This is a genomic window from Xanthomonas sp. DAR 34887 (assembly GCF_041245805.1).
In the GTDB taxonomy this organism is placed as follows: Bacteria; Pseudomonadota; Gammaproteobacteria; order Xanthomonadales; family Xanthomonadaceae; genus Xanthomonas_A; species Xanthomonas_A tesorieronis.
Genome location: NZ_CP162490.1, coordinates 4,524,694 through 4,550,734 on the forward strand (window position 1 = coordinate 4,524,694; position 26,041 = coordinate 4,550,734).

Here is a 26,041-nt window from a genome sequence, read left to right on the forward strand (position 1 = left end):
CGCGATGGTATCGGCAATCAGCCCGCACTCCCTCGACACCAATCGCTCAGCCCCGCGCGCACGGCTGCGGCGCGGACGGTGTCTCGGGTGCGACGCATTGGCCGAAGTCGCGCGGCAGGCCGCCGATGTCGCGGCGCTGGCCGACCTGCAGGTCGAACTCCTGCAGCATGCGCGGCGCGCACGATGCCGCCGCGGCACTGCCGGCGGCGGCCGGCGCCGCGCAGGCGGCGTAGATCTGGTAGTGGCAGCGCCCGCTGCGGCTGTCCACGCAGCGGAACGTGGCCAGCCCGCCGCGGTAGCTGGTGCGGCTGAAGATCACCGCGACCCCGTCCTCGCTGGCATGCACCACCGTCTCGCGGTGGGCACTGGTGGACAGGTCCAGGTTGGCGTGGCCCTGGCATCCGACGATGCCGAGCAGGCACGACCACAACACGGAAAGCAGACGCATGGCGAATTCCTTGGTCCAGTGCGGAGATGCGGGAGGCGGCGCTTACATGCCGCGAAACAGGCTCATGTACGGCTGGCTGACGGTCAGTACTTCGTCGCGGTGGCGCAGTTTCATCCGGCCCTTGCCGGTGTCGTCGCGCACCACCGAGGCCACCGCCTTCAGGTTGACGATGGTGGACCGGTGGACCTGCCGGAACGCGGCCGGATCCAGCACGTCCAGCAGTTCGCGCAGCGGGGTACGCAGCAGCGCTTCGCCGTCGCGGGTCAGCACCGTGGTGTATTTGTTGTCGGCCTGGAAATAGACCACGTCGTCGAGCAGGATCAAGCGCGTCTCGCGGCCGCTGGTGGCGGTGATCCAGGCCAGCGGCGGCGGCGCGGCGGGCGATGGCGGGCGCTGCCCCAGGCGTTGCAGCAGCGCATCCAGCACCGCCACGTCCGGCCCTTGCGCGGCGCGCGCCTGCAGCCGCTGCACGGTCGCCTGCAGGCGTTCGCGCGCGATCGGCTTGAGCAGGTAGTCCACCGCGCCCTGCTCGAACGCATCGATCGCGTACTGGTCGTAGGCGGTGACGAACACCACCTGCGTGCGCGGGCTCAATTCGCCCAGCGCGCGCGCCACCTCGATGCCGCTCAGGCCGGGCATGCGGATGTCCAGGAAGGCCACGTCCGGCTGGTGCTCGGCCAGGCGCTCCAGCGCGCTGGCGCCGTCCTCGCATTCGGCGACGATGCGCAGCTGCGGCCAGACCTCGCCGAGCAGCGCGACCAGCGCGCTGCGCAACAGTTCTTCGTCCTCGGCGACGATCGCGTCAACCATGTCGCGCTCCTGCCGGCAGCGGCGGTGGTGTCGAAGGGTGCGGGGGATACGGCAAGGTGATCGTCGCGGCCACGCCGCTGGGGAAGTTGGACACGATGGCGAACGTGGCGGCGCCGGCATAGGTCAGGCGCAGGCGCTCGCGCAGGTTCTTCAGGCCGATGCCGGTGCCGCTGGACTGGCTGTTGAACCCCAGGCCGTCGTCGGCGACGGTGATGGTGGCGTGGTCGTCGAACGCGCGCGCCAGGATCCAGACCGTGCCGCCGCCGGGCTTGGGTTCCAGGCCGTGCTTGATCGCGTTCTCGACCAGGGTCTGCAGCATCATCGACGGCAGCGGCAGGGTCTTCATCGCCTCCGGCACCTGCAGTTCCAGCTGCAGCCGCGCGCCCATGCGGATCTTGAGGATCTCCAGGTAGGCCTGGGTGCGTTCCAGTTCTTCGCCGAGCGTACTCAGCGCCGCCTCGGCGCTGGGCAGCGAGCGGCGCAGGTACTGGATCAGATAGCCGAGCATCAGGTCGGCGCGCGGCGGATCGGTGCGCGCCAGCACCTGCGCGCTGGCCAGCGTGTTGTACAGGAAGTGCGGCTCGACCTGCGCGTGCAGCAGATTCAGCCGCGCCACGGTCAGCTCCTGGTCGGTGGCCGCCTGCTTGGCGGCGGCCTGCTCGTCGCGGCGCGACTCGGCGACGCGGCGCGCCACCGCGCGGCTCAGCGCCTCGGCGTTCTCGTAGTTGCTGCCCTCGTCGACCGCGAACAGGTCGATCCAGGCGCTGGCGTCGGGTTCCAGCAGCAGGGTCAGGCTGCTGGTGCCGGCGCCGGGCGTCAGCGTCGCCAGGACCTGATTGCGTTTGACCGCGAAGCGCGCGGCCAAATTCCAGCGCGACGGCGTGCGGCCGTTGTACGGATCGATGCGGCGCACCTTGGCGCGCACCTGCAGGCTGTCGGCGGTGCTCTCGACCTCTTCCACCCGCGGCAGTTCGCGCACCGCCGCATCGACCAGCGCGAACGCCTCGCGGGTGTCCAGCGGGATCTCGATCTGGCGGCGCTGGCGGCTGGACAAGGTGGCGTTGTCCAGCCGCCCGGCGATCAGCCAGACCCGGCGTAGATGAGTGATGCCGGCGACCAAGGCCGACAGCATCAGCAGCATCGCCAGCAGGCCGAAGAACCAGCCGGGCCGGTCTTCCATACCGTAGAACAGGCCGCTCCAGACGAAGCCGGCGACGATCACCGCCGCGGCCCAGGCGCACAGCAGGCGGAGGATCAGGGACACGCTGGAAAACATGGCGGCGGGGATCGGTGACATGGCCGCGAGCATAGCCGCGGCAGCGCAGGCCGCCAGCCCCCTTGCGACAGAACCATGCAAGCGCGGACGGAACCTCGGATCAGCGGCGCCAAACCGCGGCGTCGGCGACCAGACGGCGCTGCGTTTGCGCGCGTGGCTGTCGCGGGCATACGGCGGCGACGCGTGCGCACACGCTCGCTTAGACTTGGCGGTCACGATCAGGAGCCCGGCATGCACCGACGACACTTCCTGCGCAACGGCGCACTGGCCGCCGCCACGCTCGGCGCCGGGCCCTTGTTCGCACGCACGCCGCGCGACGCCGCGCTGCCGCGGCCGGCGCCGACCCTGCCAATCCTGCCGACTGCGCCCGCCCCCACTGCGTTCTCACCGCCGGCGCCACTGGCGCCGATCCGCGCCAGCGCCGACCGCATCGTCGCGCTGCACGCGTGCACGCGTCCGTTCCGCGCGCAGGGGCCGCGCATCGAGGCCGAGCGCATCGGCCGCAAGACCGTGATCCACAACTACGGCCATGGCGGCAGCGGCTGGTCGCTGTCGTGGGGATCGGCGGCGATCGCCACGCAGCTGGCGCGCGCCACCGGCCAGCCCGACCTGGCGGTGATCGGCTGCGGCGCGATCGGCCTGACCACCGCGCTGGTCGCGCAGCGCGCCGGGCTGCGCGTGCGCATCTACGCCAGGGAACGTCCGCCGGAAGTGCGTTCCTCCTTCGCCACCGGGGTGTGGTCGCCGGATTCGCGGGTGTGCACCAGCGCCTACGCCACGCCCGAGTTCGGCCGGCGCTGGGAACAGATGGCGCGCACCTCGTTCGACATGTACCAGAACCTGCTCGGCCTGCCCGGCGACCCGATCGAGTGGCGCGACGGCTACGTGCTGTCGGATGTGCCGTTCGACCAGCCCAGCGGCCATGGCGGCAACGGCGAACCCGACTACCCGTCGCTGGAAGACCAGTATCTGCCCGACCTGGGGCCGCATTCGCAGCCGCTGGCGCCGGACCAGCATCCGTTCCCGGTGGCGCACGTGCGCCGCTACACGCAACTGGTGTTCAACATCAGCGCCTATGCGCGACTGCTGCTGGACGATTTCCTCGCCGCCGGCGGCGAGCTCGAGACGCGCGAGTTCGCAAGCCCGCGCCAGTTCGCCGACCTGCGCGAGAAGACCCTGGTCAACGCCACCGGTTACGGCGCGCGCGCCCTGCTCGGCGACGACAGCCTGGTGCCGGTGCGCGGACAGACCGCGCGGCTGGTGCCGCAGCCGGAAGTGACCTACGGGCTGGTCTACCGCGGCCACAACCTCAACGTGGTGCCGCGTCGCGACGGCATCCTGGTACAGGCGCAGGCCGACGGCGACTTCGGCAATCCCGATGCCACTCCGGACCGTGCGGCGTCGGAGGCGGCGGTGGCGCGGCTGGCCGCACTGTTCGCGTAGGCCGCGCCGTGTCACGCGGCGCGCCTGCCACGTCGCGACGGCCGCGGTTTCGGTTCGCAGCAACTGCAGCCGCCGGTCGATGGCTACGCCGCCTGCACGCCGCAGCGCGCTGGTTCGCTTGCCACGCCAGGCGCCCATCGCATCGATTCGAGGGCGGGCGCATGCGCCTCGCTCGTGGCCGCACGCGGTCGGCTTGCCGCCGCGGCGACCAATCGGCATCCGTGCGCGCTACAGCCGGCTGACGCTGCGGATGCGGATCTCGTCGCTGTCCACGCCATGCCGCTGCGCGGCCTGCGCGCGCAGTTGCTGCAGCAGGCGTTGCGGGTCCAGCGGCGCAGCGGCGTCCCAGCTGTGCGCCAGCGTGCCCCAGGCCACGCGCTGGCCGTAGCTGTAGGCGTCGTAGTCGGCCAGGTAGTGGCGCGCGCGCTCAGGTGCCGACGTGGACATCGCTTTCGTAGCCGTTGCAACCCAGGTGTTCCAGCGCGATCGACAAGGCCAGTGCGTAGCTCTGCGCGCAATAGCCGCCGACCTGCCCCACGCGCTGCCGCGAGGCCGCGCACAGGCAGGGTTCGCGCTGGTCGCAGGCGTCGTCGTGCACTTCCACGTACGGCCGGCCGAGCTGCGCGACCGCCACGGCGGTGGCGGCGCTGTCCGAGCACGCGCCCGGATCCAGCAGCAGCATTTCCACTGCCGCCGCGTCGGCCTGGGCCAGGGCGTGCAGCAGTTCGCCCTCGCTGGCGCAGCCGCGCACCGCCAGGGTCTTGCCGGCACGGCCGGCCTGCGCGAGCAATTGCCGCATCACCCGCGGCGCGATGCGCGCCGGACGGCCGCGATGGCCGGCCACGCAGTCCGGGCCGCGCAACAACAGGATCGACATGGCGGCGCCCTCAGTTGGCCAGCGCCGCGCGCGCGCCGAGATGGCGCGCGGCCACGCCCAGCGCGATCGCATAGCTGTCGGCGAGCGCGCCGTTGGCGATCACCGTCAGCAGCGGCGCGTGGCGCGGATGCAGCAGCGGCTCCAGCGCCTGCGCGCTGGCGTCGTGCACTTCGATGTAGGGATGGCCGAGCGCATCGAGCGCCGCGCGCAGGTGCGCGCCGTGATCGGCCAGGTCCGCGGCCGGCAACTCGCCGGAGTCCAGCAGCACCAGTTCGGTCTCGTCGTGCGCGCCCTGCTGCAGCCGCGCCACGATCTGCGCCGCATCGGCGCAGGCCACCGGCACCACGCGCGCGCCGGACGCGCCGGCCAGGCGCTGCGCCACGGCAATGGCCGGCGCATCGCGGTGCGGGCCCTGGATCACCAGAATCGACATGGAACACATCCAACGGAAAGGACGCCGCAGACTCTAGGCCTGTGCCGCGTAAGCGCGCCATTGCGCCATGCCTTTGCCGCGTAAAGCTTGCGTAAGAAATGCCGGGATTGGGGATTCGGGATTCGGGATTGGCATGACGCGAGCCGGTGAAGTCCCACTTCGCGACCCATCGCTTTTGCGAATCCCCAATCCCCAATCCCGAATCCCGGCCGTGCGACAGCCGGCCGCTTCTGCGATCATCCCCGGTTTCCCGCTGCCGACGCCGCCAGGAACCTTCCATGACCCAAACCGCCTTGCGCCGCGACGTCGGCCCATTCGCCCTGATGCTGACCGGTCTGGGCTCGATCATCGGCTCCGGCTGGCTGTTCGGCGCCTGGCGCGCCGCCGGGCTGGCCGGCCCTGGCGCGATCTGGGCATGGGTGCTGGGCGCGGCGATCGTCACCACCATCGCGCTGGCCTACGCCGAACTGGGCGCGATGTTCCCCGAGTCCGGCGGCATGGTCCGCTACAGCCACTATTCGCACGGTTCGCTGGTCGGCTTCATCGCCGGCTGGGCCAACTGGATCGCGATCGTGTCGGTGATCCCGGTCGAAGCCGAGGCCTCGGTGCAGTACATGGCCTCGTGGCCGTGGCAGTGGGCGCAGGACCTGTACGTACAGCAGCCCGGCGGCGCCGGTGAGCTGTCGGTGCCGGGCCTGTACATCGCCGCGGCGCTGGTGCTGGTGTATTTCCTGCTGAACTTCTGGAGCGTGAAGCTGTTCGCGCGCTCCAACAGCCTGATCACCGTGTTCAAGCTGGTGGTGCCGGCGCTGACCGGCGTGGCGCTGATCGCCAGCGGTTTCCACAGCGAGAACTTCAGCGTCGGCCTGCATGGCGGCACGCATACCATCGATTTCGCCGCGGTGCTGACCGCAGTGGCCACCGCCGGCATCGTGTTCAGCTTCAACGGCTTCCAGAGCCCGGTGAACCTGGCCGGCGAAGCGCGCGACCCTGGGCGCAGCATCCCGTTCGCGGTGCTCGGCTCGATCGCGCTGGCCACGGTGATCTACCTGATCCTGCAGGTGGCCTACATCGGCGCGGTGCCGCCGGAACTGCTGGCCAAGGCCGGCTGGCACGGCATCGACTTCCGCTCGCCGTTCGCGCAACTGGCGATCATCGTCAACCTGCACTGGCTGGCGATGCTGCTGTACGTGGACGCCTTCGTCAGCCCCAGCGGCACCGGCATCACCTATACCGCGACCACCGCGCGGATGATCTACGGCATGGAGCGCAACGGCACGCTGCCGGCGGTGCTGGGCAAGCTGCATCCGCACTGGGGCGTGCCGCGCCCGGCGATGTTCTTCAACCTGGCGGTGTCCTACCTGTTCCTGTTCTTCTTCCGCGGCTGGGGCACGCTGGCGGCGGTGATCTCGGTGGCCACGATCATCTCCTACCTGACCGGCCCGATCAGCGCGATGGCGCTGCGCAAGCACGCGCCGGAGATGCACCGTCCGCTGCGCATCTTCGGCCTGCCGGTGCTGGCCGCCGCGGCCTTCGTGCTGGCCACCGAACTGCTGTACTGGGCGCGCTGGCCGCTGACCGGCGAGATCATCCTGCTGATGCTGGTGGCGCTGCCGGTGTACGCCTACTACCAGCATCGCCAGGGCTGGAAGGACCTGCGCAACAACCTGCGCGGCGCCAGCTGGCTGATCGCCTACCTGCCGACCATCGCGCTGCTATCGTGGGCCGGCAGCACCACCTTCGGCGGCCATGGCTACCTGTCCTACGGCCCGGACCTGATCGTGGTCGGCGTGGTCGCGCTGGGCTTCTATTTCTGGGGCGTGCGTGCCGGCTGGCGCACGCCGTCGCTGCAGCAGGCCAGCGCCGGCTGAGGCCGGCGCCGGCTCAGGATCCGCGCAGCGCCTGCAGCAGGCGCGAGAGCAGCGTGGCGCCGACGCAACCGGCCAGGGCGCACAACGCCACCGCGATGCCGGCCTGGGAGGCCGGCCCCATGCCGCTGTCCAGCAGCGTGATCACCGCGCCGGTACACAGCGCCGACAATCCACCGCCGATCAGGCCGATGCACAGATGCGCGCGCCAGCCGCGCAGCCCCGGCCAGGCGCGCGCGGCCGCAACGCCGGTCAACAGCGCCGGCAGCGCGCCGAACGGATAGGAAAACAGCATCATCAGCAGCAGGAGCAGCAGCCAGCTGATGCCGCCCTCGCCCCAGGTCCACGCGATCGCGACCGGCAAGCCGACCACCAGCGTGCCCAGCGGCGGGCCAACGATCACGAAAGCCAGCACCACGCCGCCGTAGACCAACCAGCGCGGCAGCGGATCGTTGCCCGCCTCCGCGCTTGCCGCCTCTGCCTCGCCCGTTGCGGGCGGTTCGGGTTCGCGCTCGAGCGCAGGCCCGACCGGGCTCGCGCTCGCCGCGCCGGTGCCGGACGCAGCGGCCGGCGGCGTCGCCGCCGCTACGTCGGCGCCCGGCAGCGGATCCTGGCTCACTTGCGCTGCGCCGCGCTGGCGTCGCGGGTGGCGCGGAACTCCGAGTCGCTGCTCCAGTTCGGCCACTGCGGCGAATTGGCCAGTTCCGACCCCAGCGTGTACAGCACCTGCAGGTCGCGCGCGGCGCCGGCGAAGGTCCAACTCGGCAGCCATTCGTCGCCGGGCTGGTGGTAGCGCTTGGCGGTGTAGTCGTCGGAGGCGGCCTTGCCGGCCTTGATCCCGCCGTCCACCCAGTCCTGTCCGGCGGCGAACGACAGCGCCGGCACGCCGCGCTTGGCGAAGGAGAAGTGGTCGGAGCGGAAGAAGTAACCGGCTTCCGGTTTCGGGTCCGGCGTGTAGCGCAGGTCCCAGCGCTTGGCGACCGTCTTCAGGTCCTCGAGCAGGTCCAGCTTGGCGGTGCCGTAGATGCCGAAATCGCGCGACGGGCCGAACGGGCTCATGCCGTCCATGTTGATCACCGCCACCGTGCGCGCCAGCGGATACAGCGGCTTGGACGCGTAGTACTCCGAACCGAGCAGGCCCTTCTCCTCGGCGGTGACCGCCAGGAACACCACCGAGCGCTGCGGCGCCGGGCCCTTGGCGAAGACGCGGGCCAGCTCCAGCAGCGAGGCGGTGCCGCTGGCGTTGTCCAGCGCGCCGTTGAAGATGCGGTCGCCGTTGGCGTCGGGCGCGCCGACGCCGATGTGGTCCCAGTGCGCGGTATAGATCACGCTGTCGTCGGGATGGGCGCTGCCGGGCAGCCGCGCCACCACGTTGTGCGAGGTGATCACCTCCGACTTCACCGCATAGTCGGCGTGCAGCCGCTCGCCCTTCAGTTCCACCGGCTTGAAGTCGCGCGATTGCGCCTGCTTCTTCAAGGCCTCGAAATCCAGGCCGGCGCGCTTGAACAGGTCCACCGCCAGGTCGCGCTGGATCCAGCCTTCGAGCGTGGGATGGGCGGCCTTGGGATCGTCGCGGACCACGTCGAACATGCTGTTGGTGTTGGAGCTGGCCACCGTGGCCCAGCCGTAGGAGGCCGGTGCGGTCTCGTGCACGATCAGCACGCCGGCCGCGCCCTGCCGCGCGCCTTCCTCGTACTTGTAGGTCCAGCGGCCGTAATAGGTCATGCCCTTGCCGTCGAACGCGCCCTTGCCGGTCTCGAAGTCCGGATCGTTGATCAGCACCACCGCGATCTTGCCCTTCAGGTCCACGCCCTTGAAGTCGTCCCAGCCGCGCTCCGGCGCCTTGACCCCATAGCCGACGAACACCAGCGGCGCGCCATCGATGGCGACCTGGGTGCTGCCGTCGAGCGCGGCGCGCACGGCGATCTGCTGGCCCTGGGTCAGCGCCTGGCGCTGGCCGCCGGCCTCCACCGCCAGCTGCGGGGTGCCGACGATGTCGGCGCGGCGCAGCGGCACCGCCTGCGTCCACAGGCGCTTGCCGTCCTGCAGGTCGCCGCCCGGCTGCAGGCCCGCGGCCTGGAACTGCGCGCTGAGGTAGGCCACGGTCTTGTCCTCGCCCGGCGTGGCCGGCGCGCGGCCTTCGTAGGCGTCGGAGGCCAACGTCTTGACGTCGGCGGAAATGCGCTGGGTGTCGAACGCCGGTGCGGACGGCGGCGCCGCCAGCGCTGCGCCGGAAATCGCCAGCGCCAGCATGCTCATGATCGGTCGCTTCACTCTTGCCCCTTGGATGGATGTACCCGCCCGAGTGTAGCGACGCCGGCAGCGAGCGGCCAAGCGGCGTCGGCACCGCCGAACCAGACGTGACGCGCTGCTCAGATTGCCATCCGCACATGCTCTAATCGCCGCGCTCGCCAGGCGCATGCGCAGCGGCCGTGGACAAGCCGGCCTTCTGTGCCGGCAATCACGACGCCCGCTGCAGCGGCTGCCGATGATGGCCGCCATGCGCAGCGCCTGCGCCCCCACCTTGGCCGCTTCGTCTTGGAGCGGCCGTTTTAGGAGAACGAGAGATGTCGACGTCGAAAAAATCCCGCATCACCCGCTGCCTGCTGGCCGCGGCGCTTCTGGCGGCCAGCGGCTCGGCCTGGAGCTATGCCATCAACGGCGGCAAGGTGGTGGACGACAGCGGCAATCCGGTGCAGCTGCGCGGCGTCAACTGGTTCGGCTTCGAAACCAACGTGCACAGCGTGCACGGCCTGTGGGCGCGCAACTGGAAGGACATGATCACGCAGATGCAGGGGCTGGGCTTCAATGCGGTGCGCCTGCCGTTCTGCCCGCAGACCTTGAACGGCACCGCGCCGAGCAGCATCGACTACGGCCTCAATCCGGACCTGCAGGGCCTGAGCGCGCTGCAGGTGATGGACAAGGTGATCAACGAACTCAGCAGCCGCGGCATGTACGTGCTGCTCGATCACCACACGCCGGACTGCAACGCGATTTCCGAGCTGTGGTACACCTCGTCCTACAGCGAGCAGCAGTGGCTCGACGACCTCACCTTCGTCGCCAAACGCTACGCCGGCGTGCCCGGCGTGATCGGCCTGGACCTGAAGAACGAGCCGCATGGTGCCGCCACCTGGGGCAGCGGCAACGCCGCCACCGACTGGAACAAGGCCGCCGAGCGCGCCTCGGCCGCGGTGCTGAAGGTGGCGCCGAAATGGTTGATCGTGGTCGAAGGCATCGGCGAGAACGCGACCTGTTCCAGCAGCGGCGGCCACTTCTGGGGCGGCAACCTGGAGCCGCTGGCCTGCACCGCGCTGAACATCCCGGCCAACCGCCTGCTGCTGGCGCCGCACGTGTACGGCCCGGACGTGTACATGCAGTCCTACTTCAGCGCCTCCAATTTCCCGGCCAACATGCCGGCGATCTGGGAGCAGCACTTCGGCCAGTTCGTGCAGTCCGGCCACGCGCTGCTGCTCGGCGAATTCGGCGGCAAGTATGGCCAGGGCAATGCGCTGGACGTGAGGTGGCAGAACGCGCTGGTCGACTATCTGATCGGCAAGGGCATCCACAGCGGCTTCTACTGGTCGTGGAATCCGAACAGCGGCGACACCGGCGGCATCCTCAACGACGACTGGTCCTCGGTGCGCACAGACAAGGTCACCCTGCTGAAGAAACTGTGGGGCGATTCCAGCAGCACCACGCCGGCACCGACGCCCACCCCGACGCCGACGCCTACTCCAACGCCGACTCCCACGCCCACGCCGACCCCGGGCAGCGCCAGCTTCAGCACCAAGACCATCGTCGACAGCGACTGGAACGCCGGCTATTGCCACCGCGTGCAGGTGACCAACACCGGCAGCGCGAGCGGCAACTGGGCGGTCAGCCTGTCGATCGGCGGCACCGTCAACAACCTGTGGAATGCCACCTGGTCGCAGTCCGGCAGCACGCTCAAGGCATCCGGCGTGGACTGGAACAAGACCCTGGCCCCCGGCGCCACCGCCGAATTCGGCTTCTGCGCCGCGCGCTGACCGCGTGCAATGAAAGCGCCGCCGCGCGCACTGCGCGGTGACAATGCGACGACGCAGCGCGCCCGCCGCGCTTTCGATGGCCACGCCAGGTGCGGGAGTGCGTCGGGGTCGCGCCGGACGATCGCTCGCGACGGGCTCGCTCGGCAAGTCCATCGCCACCGACTCTCTCCCGGTTCCCGACGCTCGGCAAGGCGAGCGGGAGAACGCGTCTTGGCCGCCGCCGCTGTGCCATAAGTCACGTTCCGAGCCCGGCGTGCGCCCACTATGCTGGCTCATTCTCCTCATCAGGCCCGGCCCATGCTTCGACCCTTGTCGTTGTTGATCTCCAGCATCCTCACCCTTGGCGTCGGCGCCGCCATCGCCCCGGCCAGCGCCGCACCGCCTGCGCTGGCGTCCAAGGCCAAGGCCAAGGCGACCGCGCCGGAGATCGCCTACACCCGCTTCACCCTGCCCAACGGCCTGACCGTGGTGGTGCACGAAGACCACAAAGCGCCGGTGGTGGCGGTGAGCATCTGGTACCACATCGGCTCCGGCGACGAGCCGGCCGGCAAGACCGGTTTCGCCCACCTGTTCGAGCACCTGATGTTCTCAGGCTCGGAGAACCACAAGGGCACCTATTTCCAGCCGTTCGAGAAGGTCGGCGCCACCGACATGAACGGCACCACCTGGTTCGACCGCACCAACTACTTCGAGACCGTGCCGACCACCGCGCTGGATCTGGCGCTGTGGATGGAATCGGACCGCATGGGCCACCTGCTCGGCGCGATCGGGCAGAAGGAGCTGGATACCCAGCGCGGCGTGGTGCAGAACGAGAAGCGCCAGGGCGAGAACCGTCCGTACGGACGCGTGGACGAGAACATCCTGGCCAACATCTTCCCGGCCAACCATCCGTACCAGCACGACACCATCGGCTCGATGGCCGACCTCGACGCGGCCTCGCTGGACGACGTCAAGCAGTGGTTCCACGACAACTACGGCGCCGCCAACACCACCCTGGTGCTGGCCGGCGACATCACCGTGGCCCAGGCCAAGGCCAAGGCCGCGCAGTACTTCGGCGACATCCCCGCCGGCAAGCCGGTGCCGCGCCAGCAGCCGTGGATCACCCCGCTGGCCAAGCAGACCCGCGGCGTGCAGCACGACCATGTCGCGCAGCCGCGCATCTACCGCACCTGGGTGGCGCCGCAGCTGGGCAGCGACGACGCCGTGCAGCTGGACCTGGCCACCACGGTGCTCGGCGGCGGCAAGACCAGCCGCCTGTACCAGCGCCTGGTGTACCGCGACAACCTGGTGGACGACGTCTCGGCCAGCATCCAGCCGTTCGCGCTGGCCAGCCAGCTGCAGATCAGCGCCGACGTGAAGGACGGCGTGGACCCGGCCAAGGTCGAGGCCGCCATCGCCGACGAACTGAAGAAATTCCTCGCCGAAGGCCCGACCGCCGACGAACTGCAGCGCGCCCAGGTCAGCTACCGCGCCGGCTTCGTGCGCGGCCTGGAGAAGGTCGGCGGCTTCACCGGCAAGGCCGCGATCCTGGCCGAGGGCCAGGTCTACCGCAAGGATCCGGGCGCCTACCAGCACGACCTGCAGCGTGCCCAGGCCGCCACTGCGGACAGCGTGCGCAAGGCCGCCGACACCTGGTTCGGCAAGGGCGACTACCTGCTGACCGTGCTGCCGGCCGGCGACGGCTTCGACCCGGTGGCCGAGGACAAGGCGCTCAAGCCGCTGCCCGCGGCCGACGGCAAGCCCGCGCCCACGCTGCCGGCCAAGGCCAGCTACAGCGTCGGCAAGGCCCAGGTCGATCGCGCCGCCGGCCTCCCGGAGACCAGCCAGTTCCCGAGCCTGAGCTTCCCGCAGCTGCAGCGCGGCAAGCTCAAGAACGGCATCGAGGTGGTGCTGGCCGAACGCCACACCATTCCGGTGACCCAGGTCGAACTGCTGTTCGACGCCGGCTACGCGGCCGACCAGGGCGGCAAGCTCGGCACCGCCAACTTCACCGCAGCGCTGATGAACGAAAGCACCCGCAGCCTGGATTCGGTGGAAGTGGCGCAGCGCCGCCAGCGCCTGGGCGCGATCACCAGCGTGGCGTGCGAGCTGGACAGCTGCACCGCCTCGCTCGACGCGCTCAACGACCAGCTGACGCCGTCGCTGGCGCTGTTCGCCGACATCGTGCGCAACCCGGCGTTCAAGGCCGAGGACATCGAGCGCATCCGCGGCCAGTGGCTGGCCTCGATCGCGCAGGAGAAGACCCAGCCGCAGGGCCTGGCGCTGCGCACCCTGCCGCCGCTGCTGTACGGCCCGCAGCACCCTTACGGCGTGCCGCTCACCGGCAGCGGCACCGAAAAGGCGATCAAGAGCCTGAGCGCCAGCGACCTGACCGCGTTCCAGAACGGCTGGCTGCGCCCGGACAACCTGCGCATCCTGGTCGCCGGCGACACCACCCTGGCGCAGATCATCCCGCAGCTGGACGCGGCGTTCGGCGACTGGCAGCCGCCGGCGGCCGCACGCCCGAGCAAGACCCTGTCGCAGGTCGCCGCGCAGCCCAAGCCGCGCGTGTTCCTGATCAACCGTGCCGACGCGCCGCAGTCGCTGATCCTGGCCGGCCTGCTGGCGCCGTCGACCAAGGCGCCGAACAACCTCGCCATCGGCGTGGCCAACGGCGCGTTCGGCGGCACCTTCACCTCGCGGTTGAACATGAACCTGCGCGAGGACAAGCGCTGGGCCTATGGCGCGCAAAGCTTCATGCTCGACGCGCAGGGCCAGCGCCCGTTCCTGTTCTTCGCCCCGGTGCAGACCGACAAGACCGCCGAGTCGGCCGCCGAGATCCTCAAGGAAGCCAAGGCCGTGGTCGGCGACAAGCCGCTGACCGCCGAGGAGATCGCCAACATCAAGAACCAGCGCATCCGCGCCCTGCCGGGCAGCTTCGAGACCACCGGCGCGGTGCTGGGCGCGGTCGAGAGCATCGTCCAGTACGGGCGTCCGGACGACTACGTGCAGACCCTGAAGACGCGCCTGGAAGGCATCGACCAGACCGCGGCGGAAGCGGCGATCAAGGAAATCGTCGCGCCGCAGGCGATGACCTGGGTCATCGTCGGCGACCTCAAGCAGATCGAGGCGCCGGTACGCGCGCTGAAGCTGGGCGAGGTGCAGGTGCTCGACAGCGACGGCCAGCCGGTCAAGGCGAAGGCCAAGGCCGCCGCCAAGCAGTAAGGCGACACGCGCATGGCCGGGAGTTCCCGGCCATGCGTCGCAAGGCGGCGTACGTGGCAGATCGCTCGCGACGCCGAAACGTCTTGGCGTGGCGACGCGCCCGCAGTGGTGCACATGCTGCCCGATCCCCAGTCCCGCGTTGGAGGCACGCGCACAAGCGCGCTGCCGATCGCAGCCAGTGTTGCGCGCTGCACGCATCGGTCGTTCGACATTCAAGCTGTGCAAGGTCGGGACGACGTCTACGGGCCGGTGCTCGCGGTTTCCGGGAAAGCCGGCTGACCAAACATCCTCCGAAAAGTAGACTCGTCTCCTGGGCACTGCTGCCGATCGGGGATCGCGATGCTTGAAAACACATTCTCGGATGGCGAAGCGGCCGTCACCCCAGCGGACCTGGATCACCTGGAATCGGTGATTGGCAGGAAGCTGCCGACTCCCTTCCGGGAGCATTACCTCAAGTACAACGGCGGCATGCCTGAGCGAGCGTATTGGGTCGGCGAAGATGATTATGAGCCGATCGAGGTCGCCACTTTCAAACCGATTGCGCATTGCGACTACACGCTGCTGTCCACCTACCGGTTGATGCTGCAGAAACAGGTTCTGCCCGCACGCCTGCTGCCGTTCGCGAACGACTGCGGCGGCAACTTCTTTTGCCTGGATCTGGACACGGGAGCCGTCAGCTATTTCACCACCGATACCTTCGACAGCGAGCTCAGCCCGGAACAGAACCAGGCCCACGCCGAACGGCCGCTCTGCCCGGATTTCCGCCAGTTCGTCCAAGGACTGGTCGACGAGGAGGAGGCGGACGACGCATGAACCTGCCGGCAGGCGGCTATGGCCGGCGATCTCCTTCACGGCGCTTGGCCGCAGCGCTTGATATCCCAAAGACCCGTCCCGCCTGCCACCGCCGATGCCGACCGCCTCGCCACGCCGCACCGACGCCGCGCCACGCATCCGCATCGGCTGCGCCGGCTGGTCGATCGCCAGCACCCAGCGCACGCTGGTCGGCGACGGCGCCAGCCAGCTGGCGCGCTATGCCACGCGCTTCGATGCGGTCGAGATCAACTCCACGTTCTATCGCCCCCACCGCGCCAGCACCTACCAGCGCTGGGCCGACAGCGTGCCGGCGGATTTCCGCTTCTCGGCCAAGCTGCCACGCACGATCACCCACGACGCGCGCCTGTCCGGCGTGGGGCCGCTGTTGCAGGCCTTCCTCGATGAAGTCGGCCACCTCGGCGACAGGCTCGGCTGCCTGCTGGTACAGCTGCCGCCGAGCCTGGCCTTCGATGCACGCACCGCGGCCACTTTCTTCGCGATGCTGCGGCGCCGCTGGCCTGGCGGCATCGCCTGCGAACCGCGCCACGCCAGCTGGTTCAGCGCGCGCGCCGAGGTCGTCTGGCAGCGCCACCGCATCGCCCGCGTCGCCGCCGATCCGGCGCTGAACGCCAGCGCCGCACAGCCCGCCGGCAGCGCGGCGCCGGCCTACTGGCGCTGGCACGGCGCCCCGCGCATCTACTACAGCGACTACGCCGACGACGCGCTGCGACGGCTGGCCGACCACGTCGTCGCCACCACGCCGCACAGCGGCGAAGCCTGGGTGATCTTCGACAACACCGCGCTCGGCCACGCGCTCGACAACGCCGCCACGCTGCAGGCGCAGCTGCGCGGGCTCGGCGCCGGCGCGGCCGGCTGACGCCACGTCCCTCCGATTCCCGCCGTCTGCGGAGCAGTCCCGCGCCTACGCCTGAACCCGGACACTCGTCCGCCGTCCCTGTAGGAGCGGCTTCAGCCGCGACACATCGTGTCGGCACCCGACTCCCGCAAGGCCGCGTACGCCTGCGCCAACCCGGCCGGCGTACGCCGGCGGCCGATGCCGGCACGCTGCGCCATCCCGCCCCCGGCGGCGGCGCCACCCCGGCAGCAGGCGCCACCGCCGATTGGCCCCGCTCTTGCATCGCTCCCGGCATGTCTCCGCCACGCGCTCCGACTCAAGCCCACCGGCGCATGGCCGATATCGCCAGATCGGCAGATCGCGTCGCGCCCCGGCCGGATCGTCCCGCACTGCCAGGTTTCGCCGGCGAGCGGCCGCCACAGCCGCCAGTCACCCGCCCCCTCCTTCGGTCGTTTACCATGCCGCACGCATCCTGCTCTGGACCCGAGATGAGCCATGCCGCTCCTCCCTGTTGCACGCCGCTGCTGAGCCTGTCGCTGGGCCTGCTGCTGGGCAACTACGACGCTGCCTCGGCGCAGCCCGCGCCGACCGCGGTGCAGACCGCGCCGGCGCCCGCGCCGCTGACCCCGGACCTGGCCTATCCCGAGCTGTTCCAGGCCGTGCAGCAGCAGGAGCTGTTCGACGACCAGAAGCACTTCGTCGATGCGCTGCCGCTGCGCGACCCGGCCCTGATCAACGCCGACTACCTGGCCCAGCGCCAGCAGCCGGGCTTCGACCTGCGCCGCTTCGTCGCCGCCAACTTCGAGGAATCCGGCCCGGTGCAGACCGAGGCGATCCGCCAGGACACCGGCCTGCGCGAGCACATCGACGCGCTGTGGCCGCTGCTGGTGCGGCGCCAGGTGGACGTGCCGGCGCACAGCAGCCTGCTGTCGCTGCCGCAGCCCTACGTGGTCCCGGGCGGGCGCTTCCGCGAGGTCTACTACTGGGATTCCTACTTCACCATGCTCGGCCTGGTCGAGAGCGGCGAGACCGAACGCAGCCGGCAGATGCTGGACAACTTCGCCTACCTGATCGACACCTACGGGCACATCCCCAACGGCAACCGCACCTATTACCTGAGCCGCTCGCAGCCGCCGTTCTTCTCGCACATGGTGCAGCTGCAGGCCAAGGTGGAAGGCGATGCGGCCTATGCGCGCTACCTGCCGCAGCTGCAGAAGGAATACGCGTACTGGATGCAGGGCGCGCAGACGCTGGCGCCGGGCAGCGCGCACGCGCACGTGGTGCGGCTGGCCGACGGCAGCCTGCTCAACCGCTACTGGGACGCGCGCGACACGCCGCGCCCGGAAGCCTGGCTGCACGACGTGCGCACCGCGGCCGAAGCCAAGGACCGCCCCGCCGCCGAGGTCTACCGCGACCTGCGCGCCGGCGCCGAAAGCGGCTGGGACTATTCCAGCCGCTGGCTGGGCGACCGCAAGACCCTGGCCACGATCCGCACCACCGCCATCGTTCCGGTCGATCTCAACAGCCTGCTCTACCACCTCGAAACCACCCTGGCCCTGGCCTGCGCCAAGCACCCGGGCGCGTCCGGCTGCGACACCGACTACGCGGCCCTGGCCAGCGCGCGCAAGACCGCGATGGACAAGCACCTGTGGAGCGACGCCGGCTACTACGCCGACTACGACTGGCAACAGCGCCGGTTGCGCGACCAGGTCACCGCCGCGGCGCTGTATCCGCTGTTCGTCGGCATCGCCTCGCCGGCGCGCGCCAAGCGCAGCGCCGACACCGTGCAGGCGCAGCTGCTGCGTCCCGGCGGCCTGGCCACCACCCGCCTGCATACCGGCCAGCAATGGGACGAGCCCAACGGCTGGGCACCGCTGCAGTGGATCGCGGTGGACGGCCTGCGCCGTTATGGCCAGGACGCGCTGGCGCAGCGCATCGGCAGCCGCTTCCTGGCGCGGGTGCAGGCGCTGTTCGCGCAGCAGCACAAGCTGGTGGAGAAGTACGGCGTCGACGCCAAGGCGCAGGGCGGCGGCGGCGGCGAATACGCGCTGCAGGACGGCTTCGGCTGGACCAACGGCGTGACCCTGCTGTTGCTGGACCTGTACGCCACGCCGGTGGCGCCGCCCGCACCGGCCGCGTCGGCCACCACCGCCACGCAGCGGCAGCCGGAGCCGGCCACGCCTTGATCCCATCGGCTGGCGGGTATGCTGCGGTCCTTGCCCATACCAAGGACCGAAGATGAGCGTACGCACCCTGGCCGAATTCCTGTCCACTTCGCGCGAGAAGGACGCCTCCGCCGACGCGTTCGAACTGGAAAGCCCGCACCTGCTGGAAGTGCGCCTGGACGGCCTGGTCTGGGCCAAGGCCGGGGCGATGGTCGCGCGCAAGGGCGCGGTCAAGTTCACCCGCCAGGGGCTGATGGAACAGGGCCTGGGCAACCTGCTGAAGAAGGCGGTCAGCGGCGAAGGCATGCAACTGATGAAGGTCGAGGGCCAGGGCCGCGTCTACCTGGCCGATGCCGGCAAGAAGATCACCTTGCTGCGCCTGGCCGGCGAGTCGATCTTCGTCAACGGCAACGACGTGCTCGCCATCGAGTCCGGCATCGACAGCCAGATCACCATGATGCGCAAGGTCGCCGGCATGCTCTCCGGCGGCCTGTTCAACGTGCGCCTGAGCGGCCACGGCATCGTCGCCATCACCTCGCACTACGAACCGCTGACGCTACCGGTCAACGCGCAGAGCGGCCCGGTGTTCACCGACCCCAACGCCACCGTGGCCTGGTCCGGCGGGCTGACCCCGGAGATCGTCGCCGACGTCAGCCTGGGTACCCTGCTCGGGCGCGGCTCCGGCGAGAGCATCCAGTTGCGCTTCGCCGGCGAGGGCTGGGTGGTGGTGCAGCCATACGAGGAAGTGGCGCTGCAGGCCAAGAGCTGAGACCCGGCGCGCGCAGCCGGTCCCGACCGCAAGGGACCGGCCGCGGCGGCGGCAGGGCAGCCGGCGCGTAGCGTGCATTCGCGCATTGCCGCCTGCTGCGTGGCTGCGAGTGCGCGGCAGCGGCAAGCGCGACGATGCCGCGCACGCGATCGAACACGAACGGCTGCAGCCAAGCGCGCAACCAACGTGCCTGCAAGCGCCCGACGCAAACCCGCGCTACTGCGCCGGCGTTTCCGCCTTGATCCCCATCGCCTCGCGGTAGCGCTGGTACAGCGCCATCACCTTGTCGATGTAGTCGCGGGTTTCCGCGTACGGCGGCACGCCGCGGTAGCGCGCCACGGTGCCGATGCCGGCGTTGTAGGCGGCCGCGGCGAGCGTGCGGTCGCCCTGGTAGCGGCGCAGCAGCGCCTGCATGTAGCGCGCGCCGCCGGCGATCGACTGGTCGGCGGCGAACGGATCGGTCACGCCGTACTCCTTCGCCACCTCGGGCATCAGCTGCATCACGCCCTGCGCGCCCTTCGGCGACACCGCTGCCGCATCGAAGCCGCTTTCGGCATGCGCGATCGCGCGCAGCCACGGGTCGTCCACGCCGGTGGCGCGCGCCGCGGCGCGGAACTGCTTGGCGTGCATGTTCAACTGCGGCGCACCGACCTTGCCCAGTCCCGGATGCGCCACCTCGCCCGGCGGCGTGACCGCGGTGAAGCGCAGGTACGGGCGCGACCCTGGCAGATTGCGCGTGGAATACACCAGGCGCCCGTCCTGCTCGCGCTCGTACAGGGTGCCGCTGAACACGCCCATGCTGCCCCACAGATTGGGCGTGGCGATCGCGGCATCGTCGAGTTCCTTCGGCGTGCATTTGGAGCCGGGCTCCGGCGCGGTCGCCAGGCTGACCGTGCCGTCGCGCACGCAGCGGTACACCGTGCGCGCCTGCGCCGCGGCGACGGCGCAGCACGACAGCAGCAGGACCAGCAGCGTTCGGGAACAGGACATCGGGCGGCAGCATGAACCGGCGAAGACGGGCGCGCATCATCGCGCACCTGGCGTCGGCGCGGGTGAGGACCGGCCAGCACGCGCGTTTTGACCCGCACCGCTGTCCCTGTAGGAGCGGCTTCAGCCGCGACAAGATGCCGAAGCTGCTGCGGTTCCGGCCCCACTCGTCGCGACTGAAGTCGCTCCCACAAGAGGCTTGCGGCAAGCTGGCCAGGTGCACTGTGGGGGGACTCCAGGCCCGACTGCTTGCGAAATCAGATAGCTGACCTAGCTTGTTTGTCGCGGCTGAAGCCGCTCCTACAGGTGGCTTGCGGCGAGCTGACCCAGTGCACTGTGGGAAAGACTTCAGTCCCGACTGCTTGTGAAATCAGATAGCTGACCTAGCTTGTTTGTCGCGGCTGAAGCCGCTCCTACAGGTGGCTTGCGGCAAGCTGCCCGGTGCACTGTGGGGGAACTTCAGTCCCGACTGCTTGCGAAATCAGATAGCTGACCTAGCTTGGTTGTCGCGGCTGAAGCCGCTCCTACAGGTAGCTTGCGGTGAGCTGACCCAGTGCACTGTGGGAGGGACTTCAGTCCCGACTGCTTGTGAAATCGGATCGCCGCCACGCCGCTCCTCGTAGCTGAAGCCGCCATCGCTACGGCGCGCACGCCGCCAGTTTCTGGTCGGCGTACCACAGCGCGCGCCGCGCCAGGTCGTAGGCGCTGTCGGCGGCGCGCGGCAGGGTCTGTTGCGCCAGGATCGGGTCGGCGCCGTGGGCCATCGCGTTTTCCACCCGCTGCAAGTCGGCCAGGTTGTCCAGCACCGGTTGCAGCAGGCGGCTGCGCTGCGCCGCCGGGCAGGCCGCACGGCGCTGCTCCAGTTCGCCGATCGCCTTGCGAATGCGGCGGCTGGCCTCGCCGTCCAGGCCCGGCGCCTTTTCCAACGCGATCGGCGCGGCCTTGTAGGCGTCGCCGGTGGCCTCGCTGCCCAGATCGCCCGGGCGCTCGTGCAAGCCGGGATTGAAGCGCACGTCCGGCGGCGGCCGCGCCACCGCCGACTGGTGGGTGTTCTTGGGCAGCATCTTCTTCATCGCATCGCCGATGCCCTGCATCGCCACGTCGCCCAGGGTGCCGCTGGTGGCCCAGTCCTTGTCGAAGCGGGTGGGCCGGTAGTCGATCGCCTTCGGACGCTCGAGCAGGCGCTTGGCCTTGGCCAGGTCGCGCGGGTTGGTGGTGCCCGGCGGCGTGCCCTGCGCCTCGGCGAACGGATCCACCGCCACGCCGTCCGGCAGCCGTGCGCTGCCGTCGCGGGTGTAGAGCGTGGCGCTCATCGGCGCGGCCTGCGTGGCCGCGGCGGCGGGGGTGCGGGTCGGTGGCGGCAACGGCGTTTGCGCGGCGCGCGCGGCGGCGGGCGCACGCCGTGCCGCGGCATGCGGCGCGGACTGGACGGCGTGCGGTTGCGATTGCGGTTGCGGGGTCGGCGCTGCGGCGACCGGCGGCGAGCGCGGCACGAACACCAGTCGCATTTCGTCGTGGGCATGCGGTGGCGCCTGCGCCGGCGCGATCAGCAGCAGGCGCCCCAGCAACAGCAGGATCAGCAAGGTGGTGGCGGCCGCGCCCAGGTGCAGCAGCCGGTCTTCCGCAGGCGCAGACGTCACGACGATCGAGATTCCATAGCGAGGTATGCGTCCACCGGAAGATTGTCTCCGGACTCCGCTATGGTGCCGTGAGTTCCTGTGCCGCAACGTGTCGGTCGGCAGCCAACGCCGCCACGCGTTGCCACCGGCCGCCGGACTTCGGGTGCAAACCCCTGCCACGCTTGGCGCTGCGCCGTACCGCGAGGAAACCGGCTAAGGTGGCCGGCGCCGCCGCAGCGACAGCCGGCGTACAGCCAACGCGCGCAGCCCCCCTGGTTTGGAGAACATCCCTTCGTGAAAACCCGTCTGCCATGACGCACGCACCGATCCGCTGGCTGGGCGCCTGCCTGCTGAGCGCCGCCGCCGCGCTGCCGGCCATCGCCGCGCCGTCGCACCTGGACCGCATCGCGCAGCGCGGCACGCTGCGCGTGTGCACCACCGGCGACTACCTGCCCTACAGTCTGCTGCGCGCGGACGGCGGCTACGAAGGCATCGACATCACGCTGGCGCAGTCGCTGGCGGCCAGCCTGGAGGTACCGGTGACCTGGGTGCCCACGCGCTGGGCGACGCTGCTGCCGGACCTGCTCGCCGATCGCTGCGACATCGCCGTCGGCGGCATCTCGGTCTCGCTGCCGCGGCAGCGCCAGGCCTGGTTCAGTGCCGTGCTCGACGTGGACGGCAAGATTCCGCTGGTGCGCTGCGCCGACCAGGCGCGCTATCGCGACATCGCGCAGATCGATCGCGCCGAGGTGCGGGTGATCGAACCGCGCGGCGGCACCAACGAAGCCTTCGCCCGCCGCGAACTGCCGCAGGCGCGGCTGACCTTGTCCGACGACAACTCCGCGATCTTCCGCGAACTGCTCGAAGGCCGCGCCGACGTGATGATCACCGACGCCTCGGAAGCGCGCTTCCAGCAACGCCGCATGCCCGGGCTATGCACGGTGAATCCGCAACAGCCGCTGCAGTACAGCGAAAAGGCGTTCCTGCTGCCGCGCGACGACATGGCATGGAAGGCCTACGTGGACCAGTGGCTGCACCTGAGCAAGGCCAGCGGCGAGTACCGCAAGGCGCAGGCGCCGTGGCTGGGGGATACGGACTGAGGGGCGCCTCTAATAACCCCCAAAAGCATGTCGATGCATTTGCGAGACACCGGCACGCGCAGCCTGCGGATTCGGGCATCGATACGTTCGAGATGCCACGGAGTGGCAAAGGCGCACTGGCGATAGACGCGGTGGCGTTGCGGCCGCGTTTTCATGGACGCCTTCGCATCACGGCCGCTTCGTCTTCCTGTCGCGGCTGAAGCCGCTCCTACACATGCGCGCCGTGCTCTTGTAGGAGCGGCTTCAGCCGCGACAGAAGAAAGGAACAGGCCATCGCAGCGTGCAGCGTGCAGCTTCCGGAATGGAGTTATTGGAGGCGCTCCCACGGGGGCTCATGCATGCAAACCGATCGCAACATCGGCTCCAGGCTCGTCTTCGCAGTCGGCTCGGCAGCCGCATCTCGCCGCACGGGTGCGCCTACTCCAGCGTCACCCGCAGATCGCGATTGGCGATGGCCTGGTTGCCGCTGTAGTCGCGCGCGGTGATGCGGATCAGGTAGTCGCCGGCGGGCAGCGCGTCCGGTTGCCAGCGTCCTTCGGCGATGCGGCCATCGCGCACGGTGTTGGTCACCACGTAGCGGAAGCGGGTCGTGGCGCTGCCGTGCACGGTGATGCCGCTGTCGGCCGCGTACGCCACCTTCACCGCATCGGCATCGGCGGGCATGCGGTCGAACTGGATGCTCGGCTGCGCCGGCGCGGCGCCGGGCAGCGGCCGGCCCTGCGTATCGAGCACTTCGTAGCCGAGCGAATACAGGCCAAGGCGCCGGCGCGGCAGGTTGCGATCCACCTGGTCCCAGGCCTCCACCACGATCTGCACGCCGCCGTTGCCGCGCGCCAGCCGCACCCGTCCTTGCGTGGCCGGCAGCGCCTGGCCGTTGCCGTCGAACAGTTCGATGCGCTGGATCTGCGGCGAGTAGTGATCGGCGTAGTCGCGGAAACCGAGCGTCACCGCATTGCGTTCGAAACCGCTGGCGCCCACGCTCAGGTGCACGTGCGCCATCGCATTGATGGTGCCCAGCGCGTCGCCGGCGGCGAAGCGGGTGCCGCGCAGCACGCGCACCCGCTGCGGCGCGCCGCTGTCGTCGGCGAGCAGATGGAAGCGTTGCGGATCCAGCGGCGCGCCCTGCGCGGTGCGGCCCACGCGCATGTGGATGTAGCCGAGCTGGTCCAGCGCCATGCCTTCGCCGAGTTTGCCCAGCGCCCAGGTCGCGTTGGGGCTGGCGACCTTGGCATCGGCGATGGCATAGACCGTCTGTCCGACGTCGCCGCGGATGTCCAGGCCCGCATGCAGATGGTCGCGGCTCTCGCCCTGGTAGTTGCCGCGCACCTCGCCGAGCGTGCCGACCACTTCGTGCCAGCCGTCCTGCGGACGCAGCGGCCAGCGGCCGTCGGTGGCCGGCAGCGGCTGGGCCGCGGCGGGTCCGATCACCGCGGGCGCAGCGGCGGCAGCGGCCTGCGGCGTGGTTGGCACCAGCCGGTGCACCCGCGCGCTGCCCGCGTCGGTGACGTAGACGGCGCCGCCCGCGGCGACCGTCACGCCCGCCGGACGCGCCAGGTGGGTGTCGCTGCGCTCGCCGGAGAGCACCAGCACGTGGCCGGTCGAGGTGACCTGCAGCACGCGGCCATCGTCGCTGCCGACGTAGCCGTGGCCGTCGAAGGTCAGCCCCAGGCTCAGCGGCCGCGCCAGCGGCGACGCCTCGCTGGCACCTGCCAGGGTGACCACCCGCCCGTCCGGCAGCAGCTGGCGGATCGCGTCGTTGCGCAGGTCGGCGATCCACAGCACGCCGTCGCGGGCCACTTTCAGATCGGTCGGCGTGTCGAAGCGCGCGTCGGCGCCCATGCCATCGGCATAGCCGGGACGTTCGCCGCCGGCCAGCGTGCGCACCTGGCCGTCGCGCTCGATCACGCGGATGCGGTCGTTGTAGGTATCGGCGACGTAGACGCGCCCCTGCGCATCCAGCGCCACGCCCATCGGGCCGTTGAAACGCGCCTGCGCGCCAGGGCCGTCGCGAAAACCCGGCGTGCCGTCGCCGGCCAGTGTGCTGACCACGCCCTGCGCGGTGAGCTTGCGGATCGCATGGTTGCCGGTATCGGCGATGTACAGCGTACCCGCCGCGTCCACCGCGAGGCCCGATGGCGTGGCGAAACGCGCCGCGCTGGCAGGGCCATCCACGAAACCCTCGCTGCCGCCGGCAAGGGTGGAGACCACGCCGTCGCGGGCGATGCGGCGAATGCGGTTGTTGTCGCCGGCATCGGCCACGTACAGCACGCCGTGCGCATCGACCACGATGCCGTAGGGATCGGCGAAGCGTGCGCGCCCCGCGGCGCCATCGGCCAGGCCGCGCACGCCGTCCCCGGCCACCCATTGCAGCTGGGCAAGCCACCCCAGCGGCGTCGGCGCCGGTGCGCTGCTGCGCGCTGCGCTGGGCCCACGTTCGCTGCGCCACCAGGCGAACAGCGCGAGCGCCAGCAGCGCCAGCAACAGCAGCCACACCCCGGTCTTTCTCATGCCCTGCCCGCGCGACGAATGGTCAGGCACCTTAGACAAAGCGCGCGGCGCAGGGAAGCGCCTGCGCCGTGGCGGGCAATCTCCGGTGCGCCAACGCGCTTCCTCAATCCCCAGGCAGATCGCGCCGCTTGCATAGACCAAGCAAGCAACGGCGCGAAAGCGGACAGCATGGCGCCGTCGGACCGATCATGCCGCGTGCGAGGCGCACAAGCGCGGCCCACGCGTTCGCCTGTCAGGCCCAACGCGACCTGCTCCGGATCGACGACATGTCCTAGACGATCGCATCTGGGAAATCGAGGAACGCCACCGGCACCTGCGCCGTCAGCCAGACGCCGTTGTCGGCGCGATAGAACGCATGCCCGGCCGCGGCCATGGGCTGCGCGCGCACCGTCAGCACCACGGCCTGCCCATAGCGCTGTCCAACCTGCAATGCCGTGTCGGGCGATACGGACAGGTGCACGTGCTGGCGCTGGCCCGGCCGCAATCCCTCGCGGCGGATCGCCTCCACGAAACGGGTCGCCGTGCCGTGGTACAGCTGCGCAGGCGGCTCCACGCAGGCCAGGCCCAGCTCCACCGGCAGCGAATGGCCCTGATTGGCACGGATGCGCAGGCCATCGGCGCTGATCGCGAAGCGCTGCTTGTCGCTGTCCGCCACCACCCGCTGCAGTTGCGCGCGGGTCAGCGGCTGGGTGGGCTGCGCCAGCCGCAGCAGCTCGTCGATCGACGCCCAGCCCTGTGCATCGAGCTGCAGCCCGATTGCCTGCGGCTGATGCCGCAACACCCAGCTCAGGAACTTGCTGGCGGTCTCGTCGGAACATTCCATCGCAGCGGCCTCGGCAT

21 protein-coding genes are annotated in these 26,041 nt (G+C 70.3%); 9 read left to right on the forward strand and 12 right to left on the reverse strand.

The genetic code is table 11. The features are described 5' to 3' along the window. Window positions 1-46: 46 nt before the first annotated feature. Genes AB3X08_RS19275 through AB3X08_RS19285 form a run of 3 tightly spaced genes read right to left on the reverse strand, consistent with a single transcriptional unit; the run spans window position 47 to window position 2,534 of the window. Window positions 47-448, reverse strand: coding sequence for a hypothetical protein (locus tag AB3X08_RS19275; protein WP_369934414.1), 402 nt, complete (start codon window positions 446-448; stop codon window positions 47-49). 42 nt (window positions 449-490) lie between these two features. Then, on the reverse strand, window positions 491-1,258 hold the full coding sequence (locus AB3X08_RS19280; protein ID WP_369934416.1) for a LytR/AlgR family response regulator transcription factor: 768 nt from the start codon (window positions 1,256-1,258) through the stop codon (window positions 491-493). Further along, a complete protein-coding gene (locus AB3X08_RS19285) occupies window positions 1,251-2,534 on the reverse strand; it encodes a sensor histidine kinase (RefSeq protein WP_369938581.1) in 1,284 nt (427 codons plus the stop codon). The genes AB3X08_RS19280 and AB3X08_RS19285 overlap by 8 nt, the downstream gene beginning before the upstream one ends. A gap of 231 nt (window positions 2,535-2,765) precedes the next feature. On the opposite strand from AB3X08_RS19285, the gene AB3X08_RS19290 reads away from it, so the two are divergent. Then, on the forward strand, window positions 2,766-3,977 hold the full coding sequence (locus AB3X08_RS19290) for an FAD-dependent oxidoreductase (protein ID WP_369934417.1): 1,212 nt from the start codon (window positions 2,766-2,768) through the stop codon (window positions 3,975-3,977). 228 nt (window positions 3,978-4,205) lie between these two features. On the opposite strand, the gene AB3X08_RS19295 is transcribed toward AB3X08_RS19290, so the two are convergent. The 3 genes from AB3X08_RS19295 to AB3X08_RS19305 are packed head-to-tail and all read right to left on the reverse strand — an operon-like array spanning window position 4,206 to window position 5,287. Next, window positions 4,206-4,424, reverse strand: a complete 219-nt coding sequence (locus tag AB3X08_RS19295) for a hypothetical protein (protein WP_369934419.1) — start codon at window positions 4,422-4,424, stop codon at window positions 4,206-4,208. Then, window positions 4,405-4,854: a type II 3-dehydroquinate dehydratase gene (locus AB3X08_RS19300; RefSeq protein ID WP_369934421.1), complete on the reverse strand. Its 450-nt coding sequence runs from the start codon at window positions 4,852-4,854 to the stop codon at window positions 4,405-4,407. Before AB3X08_RS19300 ends, AB3X08_RS19295 begins: the two co-directional genes overlap by 20 nt. A 10-nt stretch (window positions 4,855-4,864) precedes the next feature. Next, the gene (locus tag AB3X08_RS19305; protein ID WP_369934422.1) at window positions 4,865-5,287 is read right to left on the reverse strand and encodes a hypothetical protein; all 423 of its coding nucleotides are present in this window, start codon (window positions 5,285-5,287) and stop codon (window positions 4,865-4,867) included. Between the two features lie 278 nt (window positions 5,288-5,565). Between AB3X08_RS19305 and AB3X08_RS19310 the strand changes: the two genes are divergently transcribed. Next, window positions 5,566-7,158: an APC family permease gene (locus tag AB3X08_RS19310; RefSeq protein ID WP_369934424.1), complete on the forward strand. Its 1,593-nt coding sequence runs from the start codon at window positions 5,566-5,568 to the stop codon at window positions 7,156-7,158. Between the two features lie 13 nt (window positions 7,159-7,171). Here AB3X08_RS19310 and AB3X08_RS19315 read toward each other — a convergent pair whose 3' ends face one another. Beyond that, window positions 7,172-7,840, reverse strand: a complete 669-nt coding sequence (locus AB3X08_RS19315; protein ID WP_369934425.1) for a hypothetical protein — start codon at window positions 7,838-7,840, stop codon at window positions 7,172-7,174. After that, on the reverse strand, window positions 7,771-9,414 hold the full coding sequence (locus AB3X08_RS19320) for a M28 family metallopeptidase (protein ID WP_420018508.1): 1,644 nt from the start codon (window positions 9,412-9,414) through the stop codon (window positions 7,771-7,773). The genes AB3X08_RS19315 and AB3X08_RS19320 overlap by 70 nt, the downstream gene beginning before the upstream one ends. 308 nt (window positions 9,415-9,722) lie before the next feature. Here AB3X08_RS19320 and AB3X08_RS19325 point away from each other — a divergent pair, with 308 nt between their 5' ends. From AB3X08_RS19325 to AB3X08_RS19350, 6 genes are all read left to right on the forward strand, one after another. Continuing rightward, window positions 9,723-11,180, forward strand: a complete 1,458-nt coding sequence (locus tag AB3X08_RS19325) for a cellulase family glycosylhydrolase (RefSeq protein ID WP_369934427.1) — start codon at window positions 9,723-9,725, stop codon at window positions 11,178-11,180. Window positions 11,181-11,477: 297 nt separating this feature from the next. Next, window positions 11,478-14,384 (forward strand): M16 family metallopeptidase, encoded by a 2,907-nt coding sequence (locus tag AB3X08_RS19330; RefSeq protein WP_369934429.1) that lies wholly within the window; start codon window positions 11,478-11,480, stop codon window positions 14,382-14,384. A 339-nt stretch (window positions 14,385-14,723) separates the two neighbouring features. Continuing rightward, window positions 14,724-15,197: an SMI1/KNR4 family protein gene (locus AB3X08_RS19335; RefSeq protein ID WP_369934430.1), complete on the forward strand. Its 474-nt coding sequence runs from the start codon at window positions 14,724-14,726 to the stop codon at window positions 15,195-15,197. Between the two features lie 94 nt (window positions 15,198-15,291). Next, window positions 15,292-16,074, forward strand: coding sequence for a DUF72 domain-containing protein (locus AB3X08_RS19340; RefSeq protein WP_369934432.1), 783 nt, complete (start codon window positions 15,292-15,294; stop codon window positions 16,072-16,074). 467 nt (window positions 16,075-16,541) lie between these two features. After that, the gene (gene treA / locus AB3X08_RS19345) at window positions 16,542-18,239 is read left to right on the forward strand and encodes an alpha,alpha-trehalase TreA (RefSeq protein ID WP_369934434.1); all 1,698 of its coding nucleotides are present in this window, start codon (window positions 16,542-16,544) and stop codon (window positions 18,237-18,239) included. A 52-nt stretch (window positions 18,240-18,291) separates the two neighbouring features. Beyond that, complete coding sequence (locus tag AB3X08_RS19350; protein ID WP_369934436.1) at window positions 18,292-18,987, forward strand: AIM24 family protein; 696 nt, start codon at window positions 18,292-18,294, stop codon at window positions 18,985-18,987. Window positions 18,988-19,203: 216 nt separating this feature from the next. On the opposite strand, the gene AB3X08_RS19355 is transcribed toward AB3X08_RS19350, so the two are convergent. After that, window positions 19,204-19,977, reverse strand: a complete 774-nt coding sequence (locus AB3X08_RS19355; RefSeq protein ID WP_369934438.1) for a lytic transglycosylase domain-containing protein — start codon at window positions 19,975-19,977, stop codon at window positions 19,204-19,206. Window positions 19,978-20,612: 635 nt separating this feature from the next. Further along, window positions 20,613-21,614 (reverse strand): hypothetical protein, encoded by a 1,002-nt coding sequence (locus AB3X08_RS19360; protein WP_369934440.1) that lies wholly within the window; start codon window positions 21,612-21,614, stop codon window positions 20,613-20,615. 290 nt (window positions 21,615-21,904) lie between these two features. On the opposite strand from AB3X08_RS19360, the gene AB3X08_RS19365 reads away from it, so the two are divergent. Then, a complete protein-coding gene (locus tag AB3X08_RS19365) occupies window positions 21,905-22,693 on the forward strand; it encodes a transporter substrate-binding domain-containing protein (protein ID WP_369934442.1) in 789 nt (262 codons plus the stop codon). A gap of 417 nt (window positions 22,694-23,110) precedes the next feature. Here the strand turns inward: AB3X08_RS19365 and AB3X08_RS19370 are convergent, their stop codons facing one another. Then, window positions 23,111-25,201, reverse strand: coding sequence for an NHL repeat-containing protein (locus AB3X08_RS19370; RefSeq protein ID WP_369934444.1), 2,091 nt, complete (start codon window positions 25,199-25,201; stop codon window positions 23,111-23,113). Window positions 25,202-25,472: 271 nt separating this feature from the next. Next, a complete protein-coding gene (locus AB3X08_RS19375; protein ID WP_369934445.1) occupies window positions 25,473-26,024 on the reverse strand; it encodes an RNA 2'-phosphotransferase in 552 nt (183 codons plus the stop codon). Window positions 26,025-26,041 lie beyond the last annotated feature (17 nt).

What these genes read in the sequence shown, in the direction of transcription:
- AB3X08_RS19275 (WP_369934414.1), bottom strand. Translation starts at nt 448, where the DNA reads ATGCGTCTGCTTTCCGTGTTGTGGTCGTGCCTGCTCGGCATCGTCGGA.
- AB3X08_RS19280 (WP_369934416.1), bottom strand. Translation starts at nt 1,258, where the DNA reads ATGGTTGACGCGATCGTCGCCGAGGACGAAGAACTGTTGCGCAGCGCG.
- AB3X08_RS19285 (WP_369938581.1), bottom strand. Translation starts at nt 2,534, where the DNA reads ATGTTTTCCAGCGTGTCCCTGATCCTCCGCCTGCTGTGCGCCTGGGCC.
- AB3X08_RS19290 (WP_369934417.1), top strand. Translation starts at nt 2,766, where the DNA reads ATGCACCGACGACACTTCCTGCGCAACGGCGCACTGGCCGCCGCCACG.
- AB3X08_RS19295 (WP_369934419.1), bottom strand. Translation starts at nt 4,424, where the DNA reads ATGTCCACGTCGGCACCTGAGCGCGCGCGCCACTACCTGGCCGACTAC.
- AB3X08_RS19300 (WP_369934421.1), bottom strand. Translation starts at nt 4,854, where the DNA reads ATGTCGATCCTGTTGTTGCGCGGCCCGGACTGCGTGGCCGGCCATCGC.
- AB3X08_RS19305 (WP_369934422.1), bottom strand. Translation starts at nt 5,287, where the DNA reads ATGTCGATTCTGGTGATCCAGGGCCCGCACCGCGATGCGCCGGCCATT.
- AB3X08_RS19310 (WP_369934424.1), top strand. Translation starts at nt 5,566, where the DNA reads ATGACCCAAACCGCCTTGCGCCGCGACGTCGGCCCATTCGCCCTGATG.
- AB3X08_RS19320 (WP_420018508.1), bottom strand. Translation starts at nt 9,414, where the DNA reads ATGAGCATGCTGGCGCTGGCGATTTCCGGCGCAGCGCTGGCGGCGCCG.
- AB3X08_RS19325 (WP_369934427.1), top strand. Translation starts at nt 9,723, where the DNA reads ATGTCGACGTCGAAAAAATCCCGCATCACCCGCTGCCTGCTGGCCGCG.
- AB3X08_RS19330 (WP_369934429.1), top strand. Translation starts at nt 11,478, where the DNA reads ATGCTTCGACCCTTGTCGTTGTTGATCTCCAGCATCCTCACCCTTGGC.
- AB3X08_RS19335 (WP_369934430.1), top strand. Translation starts at nt 14,724, where the DNA reads ATGCTTGAAAACACATTCTCGGATGGCGAAGCGGCCGTCACCCCAGCG.
- AB3X08_RS19340 (WP_369934432.1), top strand. Translation starts at nt 15,292, where the DNA reads ATGCCGACCGCCTCGCCACGCCGCACCGACGCCGCGCCACGCATCCGC.
- treA (WP_369934434.1), top strand. Translation starts at nt 16,542, where the DNA reads ATGAGCCATGCCGCTCCTCCCTGTTGCACGCCGCTGCTGAGCCTGTCG.
- AB3X08_RS19350 (WP_369934436.1), top strand. Translation starts at nt 18,292, where the DNA reads ATGAGCGTACGCACCCTGGCCGAATTCCTGTCCACTTCGCGCGAGAAG.
- AB3X08_RS19355 (WP_369934438.1), bottom strand. Translation starts at nt 19,977, where the DNA reads ATGTCCTGTTCCCGAACGCTGCTGGTCCTGCTGCTGTCGTGCTGCGCC.
- AB3X08_RS19365 (WP_369934442.1), top strand. Translation starts at nt 21,905, where the DNA reads ATGACGCACGCACCGATCCGCTGGCTGGGCGCCTGCCTGCTGAGCGCC.
- AB3X08_RS19370 (WP_369934444.1), bottom strand. Translation starts at nt 25,201, where the DNA reads ATGAGAAAGACCGGGGTGTGGCTGCTGTTGCTGGCGCTGCTGGCGCTC.
- AB3X08_RS19375 (WP_369934445.1), bottom strand. Translation starts at nt 26,024, where the DNA reads ATGGAATGTTCCGACGAGACCGCCAGCAAGTTCCTGAGCTGGGTGTTG.